The following is an 18,602-nucleotide window of genomic DNA, read 5'->3' as shown; positions in this document are numbered from 1 at the left end:
CCTACCCCGGATCCCTTCACGAGAGCGGCGTCAGGAGCCGAGGATCGACGCGAGCGTAAGGAGCAGCGCCGCGTCGGCCGTGGAGAACGCGATGCACCACATGCCCCACTTGCGCGCGCCCACGCGACCGCCGTGCTTGATGAGCATGAAGCCGACGAAGTTCGCGCCGAGGCCGACCAACGCCAGCACCGCCAGCACGAGGTAGAGCCAGCTCGTCCCGAACACCCGGTAGATGAAGAGCGTGAAGAACGCAGCGTGAGCGATGGCGCCCGCGGTGGCCAGGGCTTGGGCGGCTTTCTCTAGACCCGTGGAACGTCCGAACATTTCGACACCTCTCCCCTGGCAGCATGCGTTCTCGTGGCCTGTTTGGGAAGGGCAGCAGGCCAAATTCGCGTCCGGCGGGGGACGCGCGCCGAGCTCACGGCAAGCCGAGCCACTGCGGGAGGCCCTTCGCGAGCGTCCGGAGGCTCTGGTCGTCCACCGCGATCGTGACTTGCACGTCGGACTTCGCGGCCACGGCCTTGAACTCGCGGAACTGGAGGCCCACCAGGGTGAGGATCTTCGCGAAGCCGGCGGTGTTCCCGAGCGCGGCGGCGGCCTGCCCCGCCTGCGCCTCGTCTGCGTAAGCGAGTGAGCCGGCGACGTTCGCCCCGGGGGCTTTGAAGTCCATGAGAATACGAGCCTTTTGCACGCCCTGCGCCCACGGGAGCGGCACCTGGCGGACCAGCTCGGAGGCGCCGGGCTGCGCCTGCGCGTCGAACGTGACGGCGAGCACCGCGCCCGTGGTCTTGAACGTGTCGTCCACCCACGGGGGCACGTCGTGCTTCACGCGCCCGTCCTTGACGCGATCGAGGGCGCGGCGGATGCCCGTCTCGGTGCCCACGAGGGCCGTCTTCGCCGTGAGCACGGTGAACCCGGCGTTGTTGATGGTGTAGACGTCACGGCCCGCGTACTGCGACACGACGAGGGCGCCGCCGCTGCGCGTGGGGGTGTGGGTCTCGGCGAGCTTCTTCACCTTCGCCTGGTCGAAGCGACCGACGAGGACGGCGGCGACGTCGGCGCCTTGCGTCGAGTAAACCCCCGCGTAGATCGCGTCGAGGTCACGCGAGGGGAGAAAGCCTGCCTCCTCCCCGAGAGGGGACACCTTCTCGGCCACCTTCGCGAGATCGGGACCGAACGACTCGCTCGCGAAGAACGCCTTCGCGTCCAGGTGGGCGTAGGCGATGGCGCTCGCGGGCAGCAGGGCGCTCGGATCGGCGTCCACGTCGACCTGGGCGGAGGGGGCGTCCGCCGGCTTGTCGCCGCCGCAGCCGGCGACGAAGACGAGTGCGGCGCAGGCGAGCGCGGAGGCGAGCGCGGAGCGAGTGGACCGGGACGCGCGGAGGAGGATCATGGCCGCCACAGGCTACACGCGCGGAGCTTCCGGTGGCAATCGGCACTCCGCTCCAAAGACGCGCACGCGAGAGCTCGCGGGTCTCACGCCGCCCTCCGGCGTCACACGGCGTAGGTGCCAAGGAGCTTGAAGAACCGGGCCTGCCGCCGGACCTCCTCGACGGCGCCGACGACCGCGCGGTCGGTGGCGTGCCCGACGAGCTCGGCGAAGAAGAGGTAGCTCCACGCCTCGCCGGGCGTGGGGCGCGACTGGATCTTGCTCAGATTGACGCCCCGCTCGGCGAACTGGCGCAGCACCTCGAGGAGCGCGCCGGGCGAGTCGGAGACGCTGAACGCGAGCAAGGTGGCGTCGCTCCCCGTGCGCCTCGCCGGGCGTGCGCCCAGGACCGCGTAGCGGACCCGCTCGCGAGGGCCGTCGTGCACCTCGAGCTTGCAGGCCGCGAGATCTTGGCTCGCCGCGTAGGACTCCTCGAGGAGGGCCCCGGCCGCGGCGTCGTCCCGCGCGTGCATGCAGGCGACCTCGGGGCTCTTCACCTCGATCACCGAGACCCGCCCGGCCTCGCCGAGGGCGTCGAGGGTCGAGCGGCACGCGGCGCGCTCGCTCGGCGCGGCGTACACGCGCTCCACGTCGGCCACATTCCCCGAGCGGCTGACGAGCTGCACCGCCGAGGCGGCCTCGAACGTCGCGACGACCTTGAGCTCACTCCCGAGGAGCGCGGCGAGGGTGGGCTGCACGAGGCCGTCGGTCTTGGTCTCGAAGGGGACGACGGCGAACGTCGCGCGACCACCGACCACCGCGGCGGCGGCGGCCTCGGCGTACTCGGCGGGGACGAGGGGGGTGCTCGCGCCGAAGCGCCCGCGCGCCGCCGCGTGCCCCGCGCCGCCGACCGCGCCGAGGAACGCGACCGTGACGCCGAGCTCGAGGCCGAGGCACGCCGCGCGGACCTCGCGAAAAATGTCGCGCAGCGACTCGGGCGGCAGGTCGCCGGTGCGGCCGCTCAGCTGCTCGAGATCGGCGGGCGGCTCCACCGGAAGGAGCGCGGGGCCGTCACCGCGGAGGCGACCGATGTCCCGCGAGAGCTTGGCGCGGCGATCGAGGGCCCGGACGAGCTGCACGTCGACCGCCGCGATCTCTTGTCGTAGGGCGTCTAGCTCGCGTTTCGTGTCGGTCATTCGTCGCGAGCTTAGCACGCGCTCCCCGCGCGAGCGGCGGCCACGGCTCCGCGGCTCGCGTGAGAGGGCGGTCCTCGGCTAGAGCGCCGAACCGCTTGATGACCGAGGATTTTCGCCGAGTTGCGAGCCGTGCGAGGCGCGGCGACGAGTCCTACTGCTGCTAGGCGAGGAGGAGCAACGAAGTACGGCGACGTAAATCGGCGAAAAGCCGACCGAATCAAGCGGTTCGGCGCTCTAGTCCCCTGGAGTCGTGGTTCGTATCAGAAGTCGGGTCTTCGGTGTCATTCCGAGGAGCGAGGGGGGAGCGAGGGGGTGCCCCGCTTTCGGCGGCGGCGGGCCCGTCCTCAACTCGGACGTCGTTCCGCGCGGTGGAGGCGGCGCTTTGCGCTCAGGGGACTGTGGTTTCGGGTGTGACCGCGCGAGAACGCCGACCCTCGAACATGAGTATCCTCCCACCGCCGCCGAAGACGGGACACCCCCTCGCTCCCTTGTGGCGAAAGGCCGAGCCGCGCGACTTCTGGAAGGGATCACGCTTCCAGGGGACTAGCCTGCGCTGGTGGAGGCGCGCGCCCTGCTGGAGAAGTACGTCGAGCTGCTTGCGCTGCGGCGCGTGCGCCGCGACGCCCCCGAGGCGCCGCCGCCGCTGCCTCGCCTGCGCGCGCTCGCGGCGCGTTTTCCGGGCGCCCTGCGGGAGCTCGAGCGCCTCCCGATGGACCTGCTCGAAGAGCGCGCACGCGAGCTCGAGGGCGTGGTCGCGGGGCTGGTCGAGGAGCCGCGGTGGGCGCGCGCCCAGCGCCTCTACCACGCGGGGCTGACGCGTGCCCTCGCCGCGCGCGCGGCCGGACCGCAGGGGCGAACCCGCGAGCCCGGGTCCATGTCTCGCCCGGGCCTCACCGAGCGTGTCGTCGAGGTCGTCGCCCTGGAGCTCGGCGTGACCTCCGCCAGGTGCCGCTCGCTGCTGTTCCCGTGGACGCCGGCCTCGAGCGGGAGGCGCGGGGCTCAGGTCGAGGGCTTGGACGTCGTCGAGGGGGCGGCCGCGGGCGCCGGCGCGGGCGCCGCCGCAGGGGCCGCCGGCGCGGGGGCCGCCGGCGCCGGGGCCGCGCTGTCCGCGGGGGCCTTGGCGTCGCCCTTCGCGGCGTCGCTGGCGGCCTTGGGCTTGCTCGACGAGTAGAGGTCGGCGTACCAGCCGCCGCCCTTCAAGATGAAGTTGCCCGCGCTGATCTGGCGCTTCGCCGTCGCCGCGCTGCACTTCGGGCAGTCGGTGAGCGCGGGCGCGGAGATCTTCTGGATCTCCTCCCACTGGTTGCCGCAGCTCGTGCACACGTACTCGTAAGTAGGCATGGCCGGGCCCAATAAGCCGTCCACCCGCGATGTCAAGGACGGCTCCCCTCAACCGGCGGCCCTCGCGCCCCGACCGCGATTTACGACGCTCCACGGGAGGCCTTTGCGGAGGCCTCGCGAGGCAGTTTTCCACAGGCTTTCGTGGCAAAATACACTGAAATAGACCTTGCCGCTGCGGGCCCGCGGACGTACCCCTTGGGTCAGTTCGTGACAGTATGTGAAGTGACATGACGCCCCGGGTATCGTCACCCGGGCGCCGGTTCCTGGCGACACCTCGGGTCGCCATGGACCTTGGTTCGCCCCTTCGGGCCTCACTTCCAGGTTCGTGGGTCGGGCGCAGAGCTCGACGTCGGAGTCGGCATGAAGATCAAGCGCCTCGAGCTCTCTGGGTTCAAGTCCTTCGTCGATCGCACGGTCGTGAAGTTCGACCGCGCCGTGATGGGCATCGTCGGGCCCAACGGCTGCGGGAAGTCGAACATCGTCGACGCGATCCGCTGGTGCATGGGCGAGCAGAGCGCCAAGAACCTGCGCGGCCGGAGCATGGACGACGTCATCTTCAGCGGCTCCGAGACGCGGCCCGGCGCCGAGTTTGCCGAGGTGACGCTCACGTTCGAGAACGACAACGACGGCGCCGACCTGCCCATCGAATACAAGGACTACGCGGAGATCGCGATCACCCGCCGACTACACCGCTCGGGCGAGAGCGAGTACCTGATCAACAAGACGCAGGTGCGCCTGAAGGACGTCACCGATCTATTCCTAGGTACCGGCGTGGGCACCAAGGCCTACAGCATCATCGAGCAGGGCAAGATCGGCCTCATCGTGAGCGCGAAGGCCGAGGACCGGCGCCTCCTCATCGAAGAGGCCGCGGGCATCACGAAGTTCAAGTCGAAGCGCAAGCAGGCCGAGAAGAAGATGGAGATGACCCAGCAGAACTTGCTGCGGGTCGGCGACATCATCGCGGAGATCGAGCGCAACCTCGGCTCGCTCAAGCGGCAGGCCGCGAAGGCGGAGCGCTACGTCGCCTACCGCGGCGAGCTCGAGGACCTCCAGCTCCACGAGGCCTCCCACCGCTACCTCGAGCTCACCGGGTGGGTGAAGCTCGAGTCGGCCGAGGTCGAGACCCACACGCTGGCCCACGACCAGGCGCGCGCGGCGCTCACCGCGCGCGAGGCGGAGCTCGAGGGGGCCCGGCTCGACGCGCACGGCGCGGAGGCCGCGCTCGATGTGGCCACGACGACGAACTTCGCCGCAGAGAACGCGGTCCGCGCCGAAGAGGCCGCGATCTCGCGGGCTCGCGATCGCATCGCCGCGCTCGCTCGGCGCGAGGCGGAGGCCGAGGCCGAGCTCGCCACCGTGTGCGCGCAGCGAGGCCCTCGGCCGAGAGCTCGAGCACGTCTCGACCGAGCTCGACGCGCTGCGCGAGCAAGAGGCCGAGCAGGCCGAGCAGGCCGAGGACGAGGGCGCGCGGCTCGCCGAGATCGTGGCGGAGCAAGAGCGCGCGAACCGCACCGTCACCGAGCACCGCCAGCGCGTCGCGCAGACGCAGGCGCAGATCGCGAGCGGCGAAGCGAAGCTCGAGGGCTTCGAGCGGCGCAAGTCGGAGACCACCCAGCGCCACGAGAAGCGCGTGTTCGAGCGGGCCGAGCTCGAGCTCGCCGCGGCCGAGCTCGCCGCGCGGGTCGACCTCCTCACCGCCGAGGTCACCGGCACGCGCGAGGGCAAGCTGCTCTCGAGCGAGGAGAAGGGCGCCCTCGAGACGCGCCTCGGGGAGCTACGCCAGGACATCGTCGCGAGCGAGCGACGGCTCGACGAGGCGAAGCACGACGCGCAGAAGAAGCGCTCTCGGCTCCACGCGTTGGTCGAGATCCAGGCGAAGCTCGAGGGCGTGGGGGCGGGCACGAAGGCCCTCATCGCCTCGAAGGACCCCGCCGTGCTCGGGCTCCTCGCCGACCGCGTGGAGGCGGAGGCGAGCGCCACGGCGGCCCTCGCGGGGTGGCTCGGGGCGCGCCTGCTCGACGTGGTGGTCACGGACCCCGCGCGCGGTGAGGCCCTCCTCGACGACCTCCGCCGGAGCAAGCGCGGCCGCGCCACGGTGGTGCCGCGCAGGCCGGCCCGCGTGGCTGGGCAGGCCACGCGCGCCCCCCTCGAGATCCCGGAAGTATCGGGCTATCTCATAGATTTTGTTCACTTTTCCAATGACGACGAGGAGCTCGTTCGGGCGGTCGTCGGCGACGTGGTCCTGGTCGAGACCGACGAGGCCGCGCGGCAGGTGCTGGCCCACACGCGCCTCGCGGCGGTGACGCGCGCCGGCACCGTGCACTACCCCGACGGGCGCGTCGCGGGCGGCACCGGCGAGGACGTCGTGGCGCACATGCTCGACTCGCGTCGTGAGTGCCGCGAGCTCGGCCACGAGGTGGAGGCGCTCGAGCGCGTCCTCACCGAGCGGCTCGCGGCGCACCAGGCCCTCCGCCTCGCGCTGACCGAGACCCAGAGCGCGCTCGACGTCGCTCGCCAGCGGGCGCACGAGGGCGAGCTCGCGCTCGTGCGCGTCGAGAAGGACCTGCGCGCGGCGGAGGCCGAGCAGGCGTCGAGCCGCGGCCGCGTGGAGGCGCTCGCGCGCGAGATCGACGAGCTCGCGTGGCAGCTCTCACAGGCCGTCGAGGAGCGCGATCTGGCCGCGGGCATGCTCGACGAGGCGCGCGGCGAGCTCGAGGTGGCGCAGCGCGAGCTCGAGGACGCCGAGGCCTTCGCGCTCTCGTGGACCGAGCAGGTCGACGCCCGGCGGGCCCACGTCACGGAGCGGCGCGTGCGCGTGGCCGGCACACGCGAGAAGCTGCACGCCGCGCGGGGCACCGTGTCGCGGCTCGAGAAGAGCACCCTCGAGCTCGGCGAGCGCGCCGGCCGCCTCGACCGGCAGCTCGCCGACGGCGCCCGCGAGCACGGAGAGACCGCCGCGCAGCTCTACCTCCACACCGAGACCCTCCGGGGCGCCCTCGACGCCGCCCGCGAGGCCGAGGACACGCTCCTCGCGGCGCGCTCGACCTTCGAGGGTGTGCGGCAGGGGCTGTCCGAGCGCGAGGCGGAGCTCCGCGCCCTCCGCGCCTCGGCCGACGCGGCCCGCGAGTCGCTGACGTCGCACGAGATGAACCTGCGCGAGCGCGCGCTGGCGCTCCGGCATCTGCTCGAGGCCATCGCCGAGAAGTTCCGCGGGCTCGATCTGCCGCGGGTGGTGGGCGACTACCACCTCCGGCCCCCGCCCGACGAGGCGCTGCGCGCGCGCATCGCGGAGCTCGCGGGGCTCATCGAGCGCATGGGCAGCGTCAACCTCGACGCGATGCGCGAGCACGAGGAGGCCGAGAAGCGGTTCTCGTTCTACAGCGATCAGAAGGCGGATCTCGACGGCGCGCTGGCCGACCTGACGCGCGCGATCGAGCAGATGAACCGCGAGTCGAAGAAGCTCTTCGAGGAGACCTACACCCAGGTCAACGCCCGCTTCCAAGAGATCTTCCCGCGCATGTTCCGCGGCGGGCGGGCGTCGCTGCGCCTCACGAACCCCGACGACATGCTCGAGACGGGCATCGAGATCCTCGCGCAGCCCCCCGGAAAGAAGCTCGCGAGCATCGAGCTCATGAGCGGCGGCGAGAAGGCGCTCACCGCGGTGTCGCTCATCTTCGCGATCTTTCAGATCAAACCGTCGCCGTTCTGCATCCTCGACGAGGTCGACGCGCCGCTCGATGAGGCGAACGTCGCGCGATACAACGAGATGGTCCGCAGCATGACCGACCGCTCGCAGTTCATCTTGATCACCCACATCAAGCGCACCATGCAGATGGTCGACGTGCTGCACGGCGTGACCATGCAGGAGTCGGGCGTGTCGCGGCTCGTGACGGTCACGCTCAACGAGGCCGCGGAGCGCCGCATCGGAGCGCGCGAGGCGAGCGCGAGCGCCGTGGCGTAGAGCGCTACGGCGTGGCGGGGGCCTCGGACGCGATCACGCGGTTGCGTCCGAGCCGCTTCGCGCAATACATCGCCGCGTCGGCCCGTGCCTCGAGCTCCTCGGGCGTCTCGCGGCGGTCCCAGGTGGCGACGCCGATGGAGACCGTCTGGTGAAAGGAGCGCTCGGCCGCGGAGAGCGGGTCCTCGTTGAGGGTCTCGCGCAGGCGGGCGCCCGTCGCGAGCGCCGCGGCCGTACCCGCGCCGGGCATGACGACGACGAACTCTTCGCCGCCGCGGCGCACCAGCGAGTCGACCTTGCGCACGTGGGCCCGGACGCGATCGGCGAAGGCGCGCAGCACCGCATCGCCGGCGGCGTGGCCGTGCTCGTCGTTCACGCGCTTGAAGTGATCGAGGTCGAGGAGGAGCACCGAGACGTCGGCGCCGCTCCGCGTGGCTCGCTCGAGCTCTTCGGTCAGACGCAGCGACAGGTAGCGCTGGCTGAGCGCGTGGGTGAGGTCGTCGAACATCGCGAGGCGCTCGAGGCGGGCGCGCTCGACCGGCGGTGACGAGCAGTTCGCGAGCAGCCGAAGCAAGAGCTGCGCCTGATCGTCGAAGGCGCCGACCTCCGCGGAGGTGACGGAGAGGACGCCGATGACCTCGCCGGAGGACCACATGGGCTCGCAGGCGAGCGAGCGCACGGGGTACCCCTGGGTGCGCGGCCGCACGAACCGAGGGTCGGCGCGGACGTCGTCGATGCGGATGGGGCGCCGCTCGGCGACGCACGCCGCGAGGACCCCCTCCTTCGGGCGAAACTCCATCGGGCGGGCGTCGGCGCCGGCCCCTGCACGCGCGCCCGAGAGCAGCGTGGAGCGCGAGGCGTCGAGCAGGCGCACGCTCGAGTGGTTCGCGGGGACGAGCCGGAGCGCCGCCTCGGTGACCCGCGAGAGGGACTCCTCGAGGGGGCGCTTGGCCGTGAGCTCGCGGGTGAGCTCGAGCAGGATGAGCAGCGCTTCTCTGGGGTCGACGGGGGGCACGTTCGCTTGATCTACCTGTGGTTGGGGCGGCCACCCGTCAAGGGCGATCGGCCGAAGGGGAGGAGAAAAGAATTGCGCATAAGCGGCCGATAGTTAACGAAAATCACGACTTCGCGAGGGGAGCGCGCCTCCCGCGCCTCGCGCGTGGAGGGAGAGCCGCTCGAGCCGCTCGACCACGATGTACACGACGGGCGCGGCCGGCCTCGGCGAGTCGGCATGGTCGGTCTGAAGCGCCTCGGCGCTCGGCGGTGGAGTGGCTTGTCGCTCGACCTTCCCCTCGACGAGGAGCATCGACGCGGTCGTCGCGACGCGCCGCAGCCGCTCGTAGACGCGCGCGTAGAGGACGAGGTTGACGAAGCCGTGCTCGTCCTCGAGCGTGATGAACACGACCCCGCTCGCCGTCCCGGGGCGCTGGCGGCAGAGCACCACACCGGCGCTTCGAACGCGGGCCCCGTGCGGCGCCGACGCGAGCTCGCGCGACGACAGCACGCTCCTCCCGAGGCCTGATCGCGCGATGCGCATGGGGTGGTCGGTGACCGAGAGCCCCGTGCGCTCGTAGTCGAGCAGGAGCTGCTCGGCGCGAGTGAGCGGCGGCACCGGGAGCGCCGGAAGCGTAGAGGGCGCGGCGGGCGCGCGAGCCTCCGCCCGTGCGAACAGCGGAGAGCGCGTGGGCGCGAGCGCCGCCCACATGGCCTCTCGCCTCGCGCCCATCGCGGGGAGCGACGCGAACGCGCCGGCCTCCGCCAGCGCGAGGAGGTGCTCTTTGCGCACGCCCGCCCGCTGCTCCACGTCGGCCACGTCGGCGAAGGGGGCACGACGCGCCTCGAGCACGAGCCGGCGCCCGACCTCCTCCGGCAGACCGCGCACCTCACGCAGCCCCACGCGCAGGGCTCGCCCGCTCCGCTCGCAGGGAACGAGCGTCGTGTCCCAGTCGCTCGCGAGCGCGCAGACGGGCAGCGCGCGCACGCCGTGGCGCCTCGCGTCTTCGAGGATGCTCGACGGCGAGTAGAAGCCCATCGGCTGGCTGTTCAGGAGCGCGGCGGCGAACGCGGCGGGGTGGTGCACCTTGAGCCACGCGCTCGCGTACACGAGGAGCGCGAAGCTGGCCGCGTGGCTCTCCGGGAAGCCGTACTCGCCGAACCCCTTGATCTGCGCGTAGAGGCGGGCGCCGAACTCGGCCGAGATCCCGTTCTTGGCGAAGCCCTCCGCGAGGCGCGCCTCGTGCCTCGACAGGCCGCCGTGGCGCTTCCACGCGGCCATGTCGCGCCGGAGCTGATCGGCCTCGCCGCCCGTGTACCCGGCGCCGACGATGGCGAGCTGCATGACCTGCTCTTGAAAGAGCGGCACGCCGAGGGTGCGCTCGAGCACGGGCGCGATGAGCGGGTGCGGGGCGTCGGGTGCCTCTTCGCCCGAGCGGCGCCTTAGGTAAGGGTGCACCATGCCCCCCTGGATGGGCCCGGGCCGCACGATGGCCACCTCGACCACGAGGTCGTAGAAGCAGCGCGGCTGGAGGCGCGGGAGCATGGCCATCTGGGCGCGGCTCTCGATCTGGAAGACGCCCACCGTGTCGGCGCGGCAGAGCGCGTCGTACACGAGGGGGTCCTCGGGCGGGATGCGCGCGAGACGCTCGATGGCGCTCGTGGCGCCGCCGAGCCTAGCGAGCCTAGGGTCGTCCTTCACGAGCTCGAGCGCCTTTCGGATGGCGGTGAGCATGCCAAGCGCCAGTACGTCGACCTTGAAGAAGCCGAGCGCGTCGATGTCGTCCTTGTCCCAGGGGATGACGGTGCGCCCCTCCATGGTGGCGGGCTCGACCGGCGCGACCTCGCACAGGTCGGTGGAGGAGAGCACGAAGCCGCCCACGTGCACCGAGAGGTGCCGAGGGACGCCCTGCATTTTCCTTGCGATCGCGCACACGTGCAGGATGCGCGGATCGGTGGGGTCGAAGCCGGCCTCGGCGAGCCGGAGCGCCTGCGTGGTGTCGGGCTGGGTGAGGGCGTCCCAGAAGGAGACGACCGAGGCGAGGCGCTCGACCTGCTCGGGCGAGAGCCCGAAGACCTTGCCCGCCTCGCGGAGCGCGGACTTACCACGGTACGCGACGATCTCGCTCACCATCGCGGCGCGATCGCGGCCGTACGTGGCGTAGATTTCTTGGATGACCTCCTCCCGGCGCTCGTGCTCGAAGTCGACGTCGATGTCGGGCGGCTCGGCCCGCTCGGCCGAGAGGAAGCGCTCGAAGAGCATCGACGAGCGCGCGGGGTCGACCGCGGTGACCCCGAGGCAGTAACACACCGCGCTGTTCGCCGCGGAGCCCCTGCCCTGACAAAGAATGTCACGCCTCCGCGCCATGTCGACCACCTGCCGGACGCTCAGGAAATACGGCGCGAGCTCGAGCTGGGCGATGAGCGCGAGCTCCTTCTCGAGCTGCGCCACGACCTTCTCGGGGACCTCGCCGTCGTAGCGGAGCCGGGCGCCCTCGTAGGTGAGGCGGCGCAGCGCGGCGTCGGGGGTCTCGCGCTCCTCGACGCACGCGTCGGACGGGAAGCGGTAGTCGAGCTCGCTCAAGCTGAAGGTGCACGCGTCGGCCACGGCGCGGCTCCGCGCGAGCCACCCCGGGTGCGCGGAGAAGAGCCGGTGCATCGCGTCCTCGGACTTGAGGTGGGCCTCTGCGTTGGGCAAGAGCGCCCTCCCCGCGCGGTCGAGCGTGGTCTTCAGGCGGATGCACGAGAGCACGTCGAAGAGGGCGCGGTCCTCGCGGAGCGCGAAGAGCACGCGGTTGGTCGCGAGCACGGGCAGCGCGAAGGTGCGCGAGAGATCTTCGGCGGCGCTCATACGCTCCCGGTCGTGCCCGTCGAGGCGGAGGGTCGCCGCCACGCTGGCGCGCGCGCCGAACGCCTGGGCGAGCACCCCGGCGGCCTCGCGCCCGGCCTCGGGCTCGCCGTCGAGCAGCGTGACGTAGAGGCCTCGCGCGTGCTCCGCGAGGTGGGAGAGCATCACCTCGGCCTTGCCGCGCTCGTCGCGCGGGCGGAGCGCGTGGGCCTGGGAGAGGATGCGGCAGAGGCTCTTGTAGCCCTCGTGGCTCGCCACGTGGACGGCGACGTGAACGCGACGCGCGCCGAGCGGGCACACGAGCTCGGCCCCGACGACGAGGCGCACCCCCAGCTTCTTGGCCTCCTCGTGGGCGCGCACCATGCCGTAGAGGCCGTGCAGGTCGCACACGCCGAGCGTGTCGTACCCGAGCGCGGCGGCGGTGCGCACGAGCGCCTCGGGCGACGAGGCGCCCGCGAGGAAGCTGAAGCTCGAGCGCGCGACGAGCTCGACGGAGGCGCTCCTGCGCCGCGCGGTGGCCTCGCGCAGCTCGAGCAGCTCATGGAGGACGCCGTGCTCCGCCTCGCCTTCTTCGCGGCGGGCGGGGAGCGGCATACGCGAGGACGGATCGAGGCGAGGACGGCGACTCACGGGAGCCATGGACCATGGAGCTGAACAAATGTTCCGTCAAGGCTCGACGGCGTCACCGCGGCCGCGCGGCGTATTCTTCGGCCATGCAGAGGCACCTCGTCTTGCCGGCGCGCGGGCGCGCCCTCGTGAGCACCGATCTGCACGGCAACCTGGACGACTTCACGGCGCTCCGCGCGCGCTTCCTCACGTTGCTGGCCGAGGAGCCCGACACGCACTGGATCCTCGCGGGCGACCTGGTCCACGGCCCCGACGACGCCTCCCGCGGGCACGCGCTCTACGGGTACGAGGACGCCTCGGCGCGGCTCGTGCGCGAAGTGACGGCGCTCGTCGCCGCCCATCCCGCCCGCGTGCACGTGCTCCTCGGCAACCACGACCACGGTCACGTCGGCGGCCCGCACACCTCGAAGTTTCACGCGGACGAGGTGGAGGCGCTCGAGCTCTCGATGGGCGCGGCCGACAAGCGTGCACTCTGCACCCTCTTCGAGCGCGCGCTCCTCGCGGTGGCGCTGCCCTGCGGCGCGCTCGTGTGCCACGGCTCGCCCGACGATCGCCTCGAGCGGCTGGAGGACCTCGAGGGTCTCTCGCTCGACCCCGCGCGCAACGACCCGTACCAAGCCCACGTGCTCGCCTCGCTCCTGCGCAGCTACGGCCAGCCGGAGGCCCGCACCGCGCGGCTCCTCGCGCGGCTCTCCGCGCACCTGCCCTTCGAGCTCACCTTCGTCGCGCACGGCCACGACAAGGACGAGGACGGCGTCTTCTTCGAGGGCAGAAATCAGGTGTGTCCCGTCCTCTTCGGGGCGCGTCGTGAGGCGCGGCGGCACCTCCTGCTCGACCTCGAGGCGCGCTACGCCGACGCGATGGCGCTCCGCGAGGGCCACGAAGTGCTCCGCGTGCACACGGGCGACAGGCGGGCGTCGACCTGACGCCCCGGCGCGCCCCACCGACGTCGCGTCGCCATGCGACATGCTTTTTGTCGTCTGACGGGCCATGGCGCGCGGCGCGCGGTTGACCGGGCCGGCGCCCTCTTCGTATTTTCAGCCGCGCACAGCGTCACGACACCACGAGGGGTACGCATGAAGTCTCACCGAAGGAACGCTCGCAGCGCCGCGCTGCTCATGTTGGTCATCGCCGGTGCCCACGGCGTCGTACACGTCGGCTGCGCGAGCGATCCGACCACGCCCGCGCCCGTGCCGACGGTGACGACGACTCCTGTCCCCACGCCGATCCCCGGCGCGCTGCTCGACCTCGACGCCGCGCCCGCTGCGACCACCGCGGCGAACGTCACGTTCGCGAGGCCCGTCGCGGAGACGGTGCCGGCCGGGGAGGCCGTGCTCGCGCTCTACGAAGACACCGGGCTCGGCGTGCTCGACATGACCGACGCGAAGGCGCCCGAGCTCGGCGCGCAGATCACGACGCCCGGAAAGGTCGTCGCCGTCGACTACGACGAAGAGGACCAGCTCGCGTACGCGGTGGACACCACCGGCACAGTGACCGTGATCGGCGTACGCTCGGCGGCCGGCGCCGCGGCGCTCTTCTCCGCGAAGCTGCCGGCGCTCGGCGGTGAGGCCAAGGGCCTCGCCCGCGTGGGCCGGCGGCTCTTCGTCCTCGGCGCTTCGAAGCTCTTCCCGGCGCTCCTCGCGGCGCCGAGCGCCGACGACGATCCGAACGCGCTGACCGCGGAGGCGCCCATCGCGCTCCCGAGCCCGGCGACCCACATCGCGGCCGGCGGCGACGCGATCTATCTCGGGCGGAGCGGCGAGGTGCAAGCGTGGACCGTGCCGGAGACCGGCGCACCCGCGGCCGGCACCGCCTTCACCTTCGAGGGCGACCTCCGCGGCCTGCTCGCCAAGGGCTCGAAGGCGCTCGTGCTGGCCAACGGGTCGGGGCTCTCGATCGTCGACTTCGCGAACGCCGCGGCGCCCAGCCGCCTGCAGCTCGTGCCCGACGTGAAGGACGTGACCGTGGGCAAGCTCTTCGGGCGCACGCTCGCGGTCGCCCTCGATCGCGGCTCGTTCCACACGATCGATCTCAGCGACTTCGCGAAGCCTCGCGCTCTCACGACCAACAAGGGCGCCCTCCCGAAGTTCATCACGGTGCAGAACGGCAACCTGTTCTTCGGCACTGGCACCAGCGCCACCGCGGCCGGCGTGCCCCCGGTGGTGGCGGCCTCCGTACCTTCGCTCCAGCGCCAGAGCTTCCCGCTCGACGCGCCCATCCCGGTCGTGTTCAGCAAGCCCGTCGGCGCGAGCTCGGTGACCGTCGAGACCGTGAGGCTGCAGTGCAGCGGCCAGGCCGTCGTGGGCGCCGCGAGCGTGTCCGATGATCGCCTGACGGTCGTCTTCCGACCAGGTGCCGCGCTTCCCACCGGGGCGAGCTGCGTGCTCGATCTCACCGGCGTGCGGGACGACCTCGGGCTCGAGATCTCGGGGAGCCCCAAGCTGGACTTCAAGACCTCTCCCACTCCGCCCGCCCCGCTTTCCAATCCGGGCAGCAAACACAAGCACACCGCGGACGGCACCTTCAACGATTGGACACCCGAGGCGAAGACCTACGAGTGGTTCGACGTGAAGGCCGCGCGCGGCATGTACTCGTATTTCTACGCCGACTTCGACGGCGCGAACCTGTGGCTCCTGAACGACTGGTTCTTCTCGGGCGAGAAGATTTCGCCGGATTGCTACAACCAGTTCGGTGTGTGGACCGGCGGCGGGCGCGAGCGCTGGGACATCCGCGCGTACGGGAACAAGAAGATCGAGGTCCGCAAGGACGGCCAGCTCCTCGACGAGAAGGCGGCGGGCGTCGAGGGCGGCTACAGCTTCAGCGCCTCCCCGAACGAGGCGAGCCCGCACACGCTCTACGAGCTGAAGATCCCCGCGGCGGCTGGCACCTGGGGCGTGCAGCTCCACGATCCTGGCCCCACGTTCAACTGCAGCCAACGCATGGGCGATCCCTCGCCGCTGCAGGGCGGCCTGACCGGAGACGGCGCGAGCGGCTCGACGGTCGAGCGCGCGCCGCTCGCGGTCCCGGCCCCGCCGTCCGCGTCGTCTCCGCAGAACGGCAGCGTCGACGTGGCGGTCGACCCTCCGCCCACGTTCACGTGGGCCGACGAGACGTCGCCTCGCTTCGTGCGCTACGTGCTCGAGGTCTCGAAGGACGAGTCGTTCAAGCGGCTCGCGTGGCGGCGCGCGACGTACGGCACGTCGCTCCGACTCCGGCGCGGGCTCCTCGCCCCGAACGCGACCTACTTCTGGCGCGTCCGCGCGTGGAGCTGGGTGGGGAGCGCCGTGAGTCCTACCTTCACCTTCACCACCCGCGGTCAGGTGATCCAAGACGCCGGCGTCGACGCGTCGCAGGACGCCTCGAAAGACGTGGCCGTGGACGCGGCGCCCGACGGCGGCGTGTGCGGCGCGCCCTCCTGCACGCCCACCGCGGTGGGCCGCGCATGCACCTGCGTTCGCTCGACGCCGGGGGGTGACAGCTATGGGCTCCAGTGCAACGGCGCCGACTGCACCTGCTACAAATACGCGGGGGAGATCACCTACGGCGGCCGGTTCGGCGACGACAGCGTGTGCGCGAGCCAGGTCCAGATGCAGGCGCTCTTCCTCGCCAACTGCGCCTGCCCCTTCACGCCGCCGTGACCTCTACACGGGAGCGCCGCCGCGCCGTCCGTGCACACGGGCGGCGTCGACGGTACCGACGCGCCCGGCGCGCCGGCAGGGGTGACCGAGCCCCTGCGCGCGGGCGCGCGGGCGACGAGCTGATGACGATCAGGGGGTCCCACCCGGCCACGAGGTGCGGGCTCGGCGAGGCGAAGCGCTTCGTCGACGACCTCGAGCGACGGCTCGGCCTCGCTTGGCCTCGCGCTCACGGCTCGCGTGAAGACCTCGCGCGCAGCTTGCCGCGGCGCAGTGAAAGGGGAACCATGCGTCGCATGCCGATCGGAACCACCCGGACTTCCACGTTCGCCCCGTGAACCTCCGCACGCTGCTCGTGGTCGCGGCGGGGCTCGGGAGCCTTGGCCTGGCGCTGGCTGGCGGGTGCGCCCCCGCCCGCGCGCCTGAGCGGCCGCTGGACGCGTCGGCGGACGCCCGCGACGCCAACGCGGAGGACGCAGACGCGGACGCGGACGCGGACGCCGACACCGAGGCGAACTGCGGCCCAGCCCCGGACGCAGCGAGCGTCGACGCGGACGCGACCGCCGGCCCGCGGCGCGCATCGCAAGGGGCGTGTCCGGAGGGGATGGCCGCCCTGGACGCCGACGTGTGCATCGACCGTTGGGAGGCGTCGCTGGTGGTCGTCGCGCAAGACGGCTCGCTGCGCGACCACCCCCACAACCACACTCCCGCCGACGGCGAGGACATACGCGCCCGCTCACGCCCGGGCGTGCTCCCGCAGACCTACATCAGCGCCTTGCAGGCCGCGGACGCCTGCGCGGCCTCGGGCAAGCGATTGTGCCACGAGCGCGAGTGGGCGCGGGCCTGCGAGGGCGCGGGGCGGCTCGCCTACCCGTACGCGGCGCGGCGCGCGGTCGGCGCGTGCAACGACGACGGGCGCAGCGCCGTGGGGGTCGTGTTCCCAGGCGCCCTGCTCGCGCATGGACCGCCCGCGCGCGCGGGCACGCGCCCACCGAAGGGCGCGAAGGGCTCGCCCACGCGATCGACGAAGGCTGGCAAGCCGACGACCGGCAAGCCCGGCAAGCCCGGCAAGAAGCCTCGGTCACCGAAGCCCACGTCGCCACATCGGCCCGGACAGGCGTCCGGTGGACGGCGGCGCCACCCGCCGGGGCCCGCGCCCGGCGTCGACCCGGCCGTGTGGACCCGCTTGAACGACCCACGCCTCGGCGAGGTCGAAGGCACGTTCGCGCTCACGGGCGCGCGCGCTCTCTGCAAGAACGAGCTCGAGGTGTACGACCTCGTCGGGAACGCCCACGAGTGGGTCGCCGACGAGCTGCCGAACGGGCACGGCATGTTCGCCGGCGGCTACTACCTCGACGTGCAGCTGAACGGCGAGGGCTGCCACTACCGGACGACCGCCCACGCGCGCAGCTACCACGACTACTCCACGGGCTTCCGGTGCTGCATGGACCTGCGCGCGGACAGCGCGACCGAGTGAGCCAGCGCGGAGTGAGCGGGGCGTCACGGCTTCGCCACTCGTGAGAAACGTGCGATGCTTGCGCGCATGGCGTCCAGGCATCCCTCGCTGCTCCCGACCTCCCTCGGCCTTCGCGCTCGCGGCCTCCCAACCTCCCGCCCGCTGCCGACCTCCCGATCCCACGCACGCGCGCTCCGCCTCGCGGCAGTGGCGGCGCTGCTCGTGTTCGGCACGGCGGGCGTCGCGCACGCGGGCGACTGCCCGAAGCCCGAGTGCGTGCCCGGAGAGATCCTCGGGGCGGGCTCCACCATCCCCGCGAACGCGCCGGGCATCGGGTACCGTGCGCTCGTGGGCAAGTTCGTGCCCCAGCTCGTGGACGCCGGCCCGGACACGGGCGAGCCGCCCATGCCCGGGCAGTTCACGCCGTTCGCGCAGATCCTCGACGAGGCCGGCGAGCCCCTGCTCGCCAACTTCGACGACGATCCCATCGACCCGGCGTACAAGGTCGTCAAGCCGGCCGAGGGGCTCCGCCCGAACCGGACTTACAAGATTCGCTACGACAAGGAGTGCGCGACGGGCAGCTCGCCGATGCCGCGCGCCGAGGTCGAGGTGAAGACGGGTCCGGCCGCTGCTCTGCCGAAGGTCGTCGGCGAGCTCGAGGTCCTCGGCAAGAGCGTGGAGACGCGCGACGTGCCGAACCCCGCGGACGGCGGGGCGTGCACCGTCAAGAAAGAGGTCTCGGTCGTCAAGGTTCGCTTCAAGCCGTCGCCCGAGCTGCTGCCGTACATCAAGATGGTGGGGCTCAAGGCCGCGCTCGACGGCGAAGACACGGCGCCGTTGAAGTACGGCAACGCGAACCCCGACGGCACCTTCGAGGCCGACGTGTATGTGCCGTGTCCTACGAACGAGCGCAGCGTGAAGGCGGAGATCACGGCGCGCGTGCTCGGCGCGTCGCTCACGCCGCCCGCGGCGACGGCGGAGGTCACCGTGCTCGCGTGCGGCGGCGGCACCTCCGGAGACGGGGGCGCCGACGCCGGTGCGAAGGCGGCGCAGGTGTCCGGGTGCTCGTGCGACACCGCGGGCCAGGGCGGCGGCGCGGGCATCTCGTTCGCGGCCGCGGCGGTCGCGACCGCGATGGTGGTGCGGGGCCTCGCCAGGCGGCGCAGACGCTCCTCGTAA

10 protein-coding genes and 1 pseudogene are annotated in these 18,602 nt (G+C 72.2%); 5 read left to right on the top strand and 6 right to left on the bottom strand.

Going from position 1 to position 18,602, the window contains the following annotated elements; genetic code table 11:
• Window positions 1-30 precede the first annotated feature (30 nt).
• From IPQ09_05185 to IPQ09_05170, 4 genes are all read right to left on the bottom strand, one after another.
• Window positions 31-324, bottom strand: a complete 294-nt coding sequence (locus IPQ09_05185) for a hypothetical protein (protein ID MBL0193614.1) — start codon at window positions 322-324, stop codon at window positions 31-33.
• 94 nt (window positions 325-418) lie between these two features.
• A complete protein-coding gene (locus IPQ09_05180; protein ID MBL0193613.1) occupies window positions 419-1,393 on the bottom strand; it encodes a hypothetical protein in 975 nt (324 codons plus the stop codon).
• 101 nt (window positions 1,394-1,494) lie between these two features.
• Window positions 1,495-2,565 (bottom strand): ACT domain-containing protein, encoded by a 1,071-nt coding sequence (locus IPQ09_05175; protein ID MBL0193612.1) that lies wholly within the window; start codon window positions 2,563-2,565, stop codon window positions 1,495-1,497.
• Window positions 2,566-3,564: 999 nt separating this feature from the next.
• Complete coding sequence (locus tag IPQ09_05170; GenBank protein MBL0193611.1) at window positions 3,565-3,906, bottom strand: zinc ribbon domain-containing protein; 342 nt, start codon at window positions 3,904-3,906, stop codon at window positions 3,565-3,567.
• Between the two features lie 360 nt (window positions 3,907-4,266).
• Here IPQ09_05170 and smc point away from each other — a divergent pair.
• Window positions 4,267-7,867 (top strand): annotated as a pseudogene (smc, locus tag IPQ09_05165) (chromosome segregation protein SMC).
• Window positions 7,868-7,871: 4 nt separating this feature from the next.
• On the opposite strand, the gene IPQ09_05160 reads toward smc, so the two are convergent.
• Both IPQ09_05160 and IPQ09_05155 read right to left on the bottom strand, forming a co-directional pair.
• On the bottom strand, window positions 7,872-8,879 hold the full coding sequence (locus IPQ09_05160; protein MBL0193610.1) for a GGDEF domain-containing protein: 1,008 nt from the start codon (window positions 8,877-8,879) through the stop codon (window positions 7,872-7,874).
• 93 nt (window positions 8,880-8,972) lie between these two features.
• A complete protein-coding gene (locus IPQ09_05155; protein MBL0193609.1) occupies window positions 8,973-12,335 on the bottom strand; it encodes an error-prone DNA polymerase in 3,363 nt (1,120 codons plus the stop codon).
• A gap of 83 nt (window positions 12,336-12,418) precedes the next feature.
• On the opposite strand from IPQ09_05155, the gene IPQ09_05150 reads away from it, so the two are divergent.
• From IPQ09_05150 to IPQ09_05135, 4 genes are all read left to right on the top strand, one after another.
• The gene (locus tag IPQ09_05150) at window positions 12,419-13,258 is read left to right on the top strand and encodes a metallophosphoesterase (protein MBL0193608.1); all 840 of its coding nucleotides are present in this window, start codon (window positions 12,419-12,421) and stop codon (window positions 13,256-13,258) included.
• A 150-nt stretch (window positions 13,259-13,408) separates the two neighbouring features.
• Window positions 13,409-15,970, top strand: a complete 2,562-nt coding sequence (locus tag IPQ09_05145) for an Ig-like domain-containing protein (GenBank protein MBL0193607.1) — start codon at window positions 13,409-13,411, stop codon at window positions 15,968-15,970.
• Between the two features lie 331 nt (window positions 15,971-16,301).
• On the top strand, window positions 16,302-17,444 hold the full coding sequence (locus IPQ09_05140; protein MBL0193606.1) for a hypothetical protein: 1,143 nt from the start codon (window positions 16,302-16,304) through the stop codon (window positions 17,442-17,444).
• Window positions 17,445-17,510: 66 nt separating this feature from the next.
• A complete protein-coding gene (locus IPQ09_05135; GenBank protein MBL0193605.1) occupies window positions 17,511-18,602 on the top strand; it encodes a hypothetical protein in 1,092 nt (363 codons plus the stop codon).

The sequence above is a fragment of the Myxococcales bacterium genome, from assembly GCA_016720545.1.
Taxonomy (GTDB): Bacteria; Myxococcota_A; Polyangia; order Polyangiales; family Polyangiaceae; genus JAAFHV01.
Note: the sequence above shows the minus strand (reverse complement) of the source record. Positions and strands in the feature narration are given on the sequence as shown.

Excerpts from the sequence above, each read along its gene's own strand:
- IPQ09_05185 (MBL0193614.1), bottom strand. The coding sequence starts at position 324 with ATGTTCGGACGTTCCACGGGTCTAGAGAAAGCCGCCCAAGCCCTGGCC.
- IPQ09_05180 (MBL0193613.1), bottom strand. The coding sequence starts at position 1,393 with ATGATCCTCCTCCGCGCGTCCCGGTCCACTCGCTCCGCGCTCGCCTCC.
- IPQ09_05175 (MBL0193612.1), bottom strand. The coding sequence starts at position 2,565 with ATGACCGACACGAAACGCGAGCTAGACGCCCTACGACAAGAGATCGCG.
- IPQ09_05170 (MBL0193611.1), bottom strand. The coding sequence starts at position 3,906 with ATGCCTACTTACGAGTACGTGTGCACGAGCTGCGGCAACCAGTGGGAG.
- IPQ09_05150 (MBL0193608.1), top strand. The coding sequence starts at position 12,419 with ATGCAGAGGCACCTCGTCTTGCCGGCGCGCGGGCGCGCCCTCGTGAGC.
- IPQ09_05145 (MBL0193607.1), top strand. The coding sequence starts at position 13,409 with ATGAAGTCTCACCGAAGGAACGCTCGCAGCGCCGCGCTGCTCATGTTG.
- IPQ09_05135 (MBL0193605.1), top strand. The coding sequence starts at position 17,511 with ATGGCGTCCAGGCATCCCTCGCTGCTCCCGACCTCCCTCGGCCTTCGC.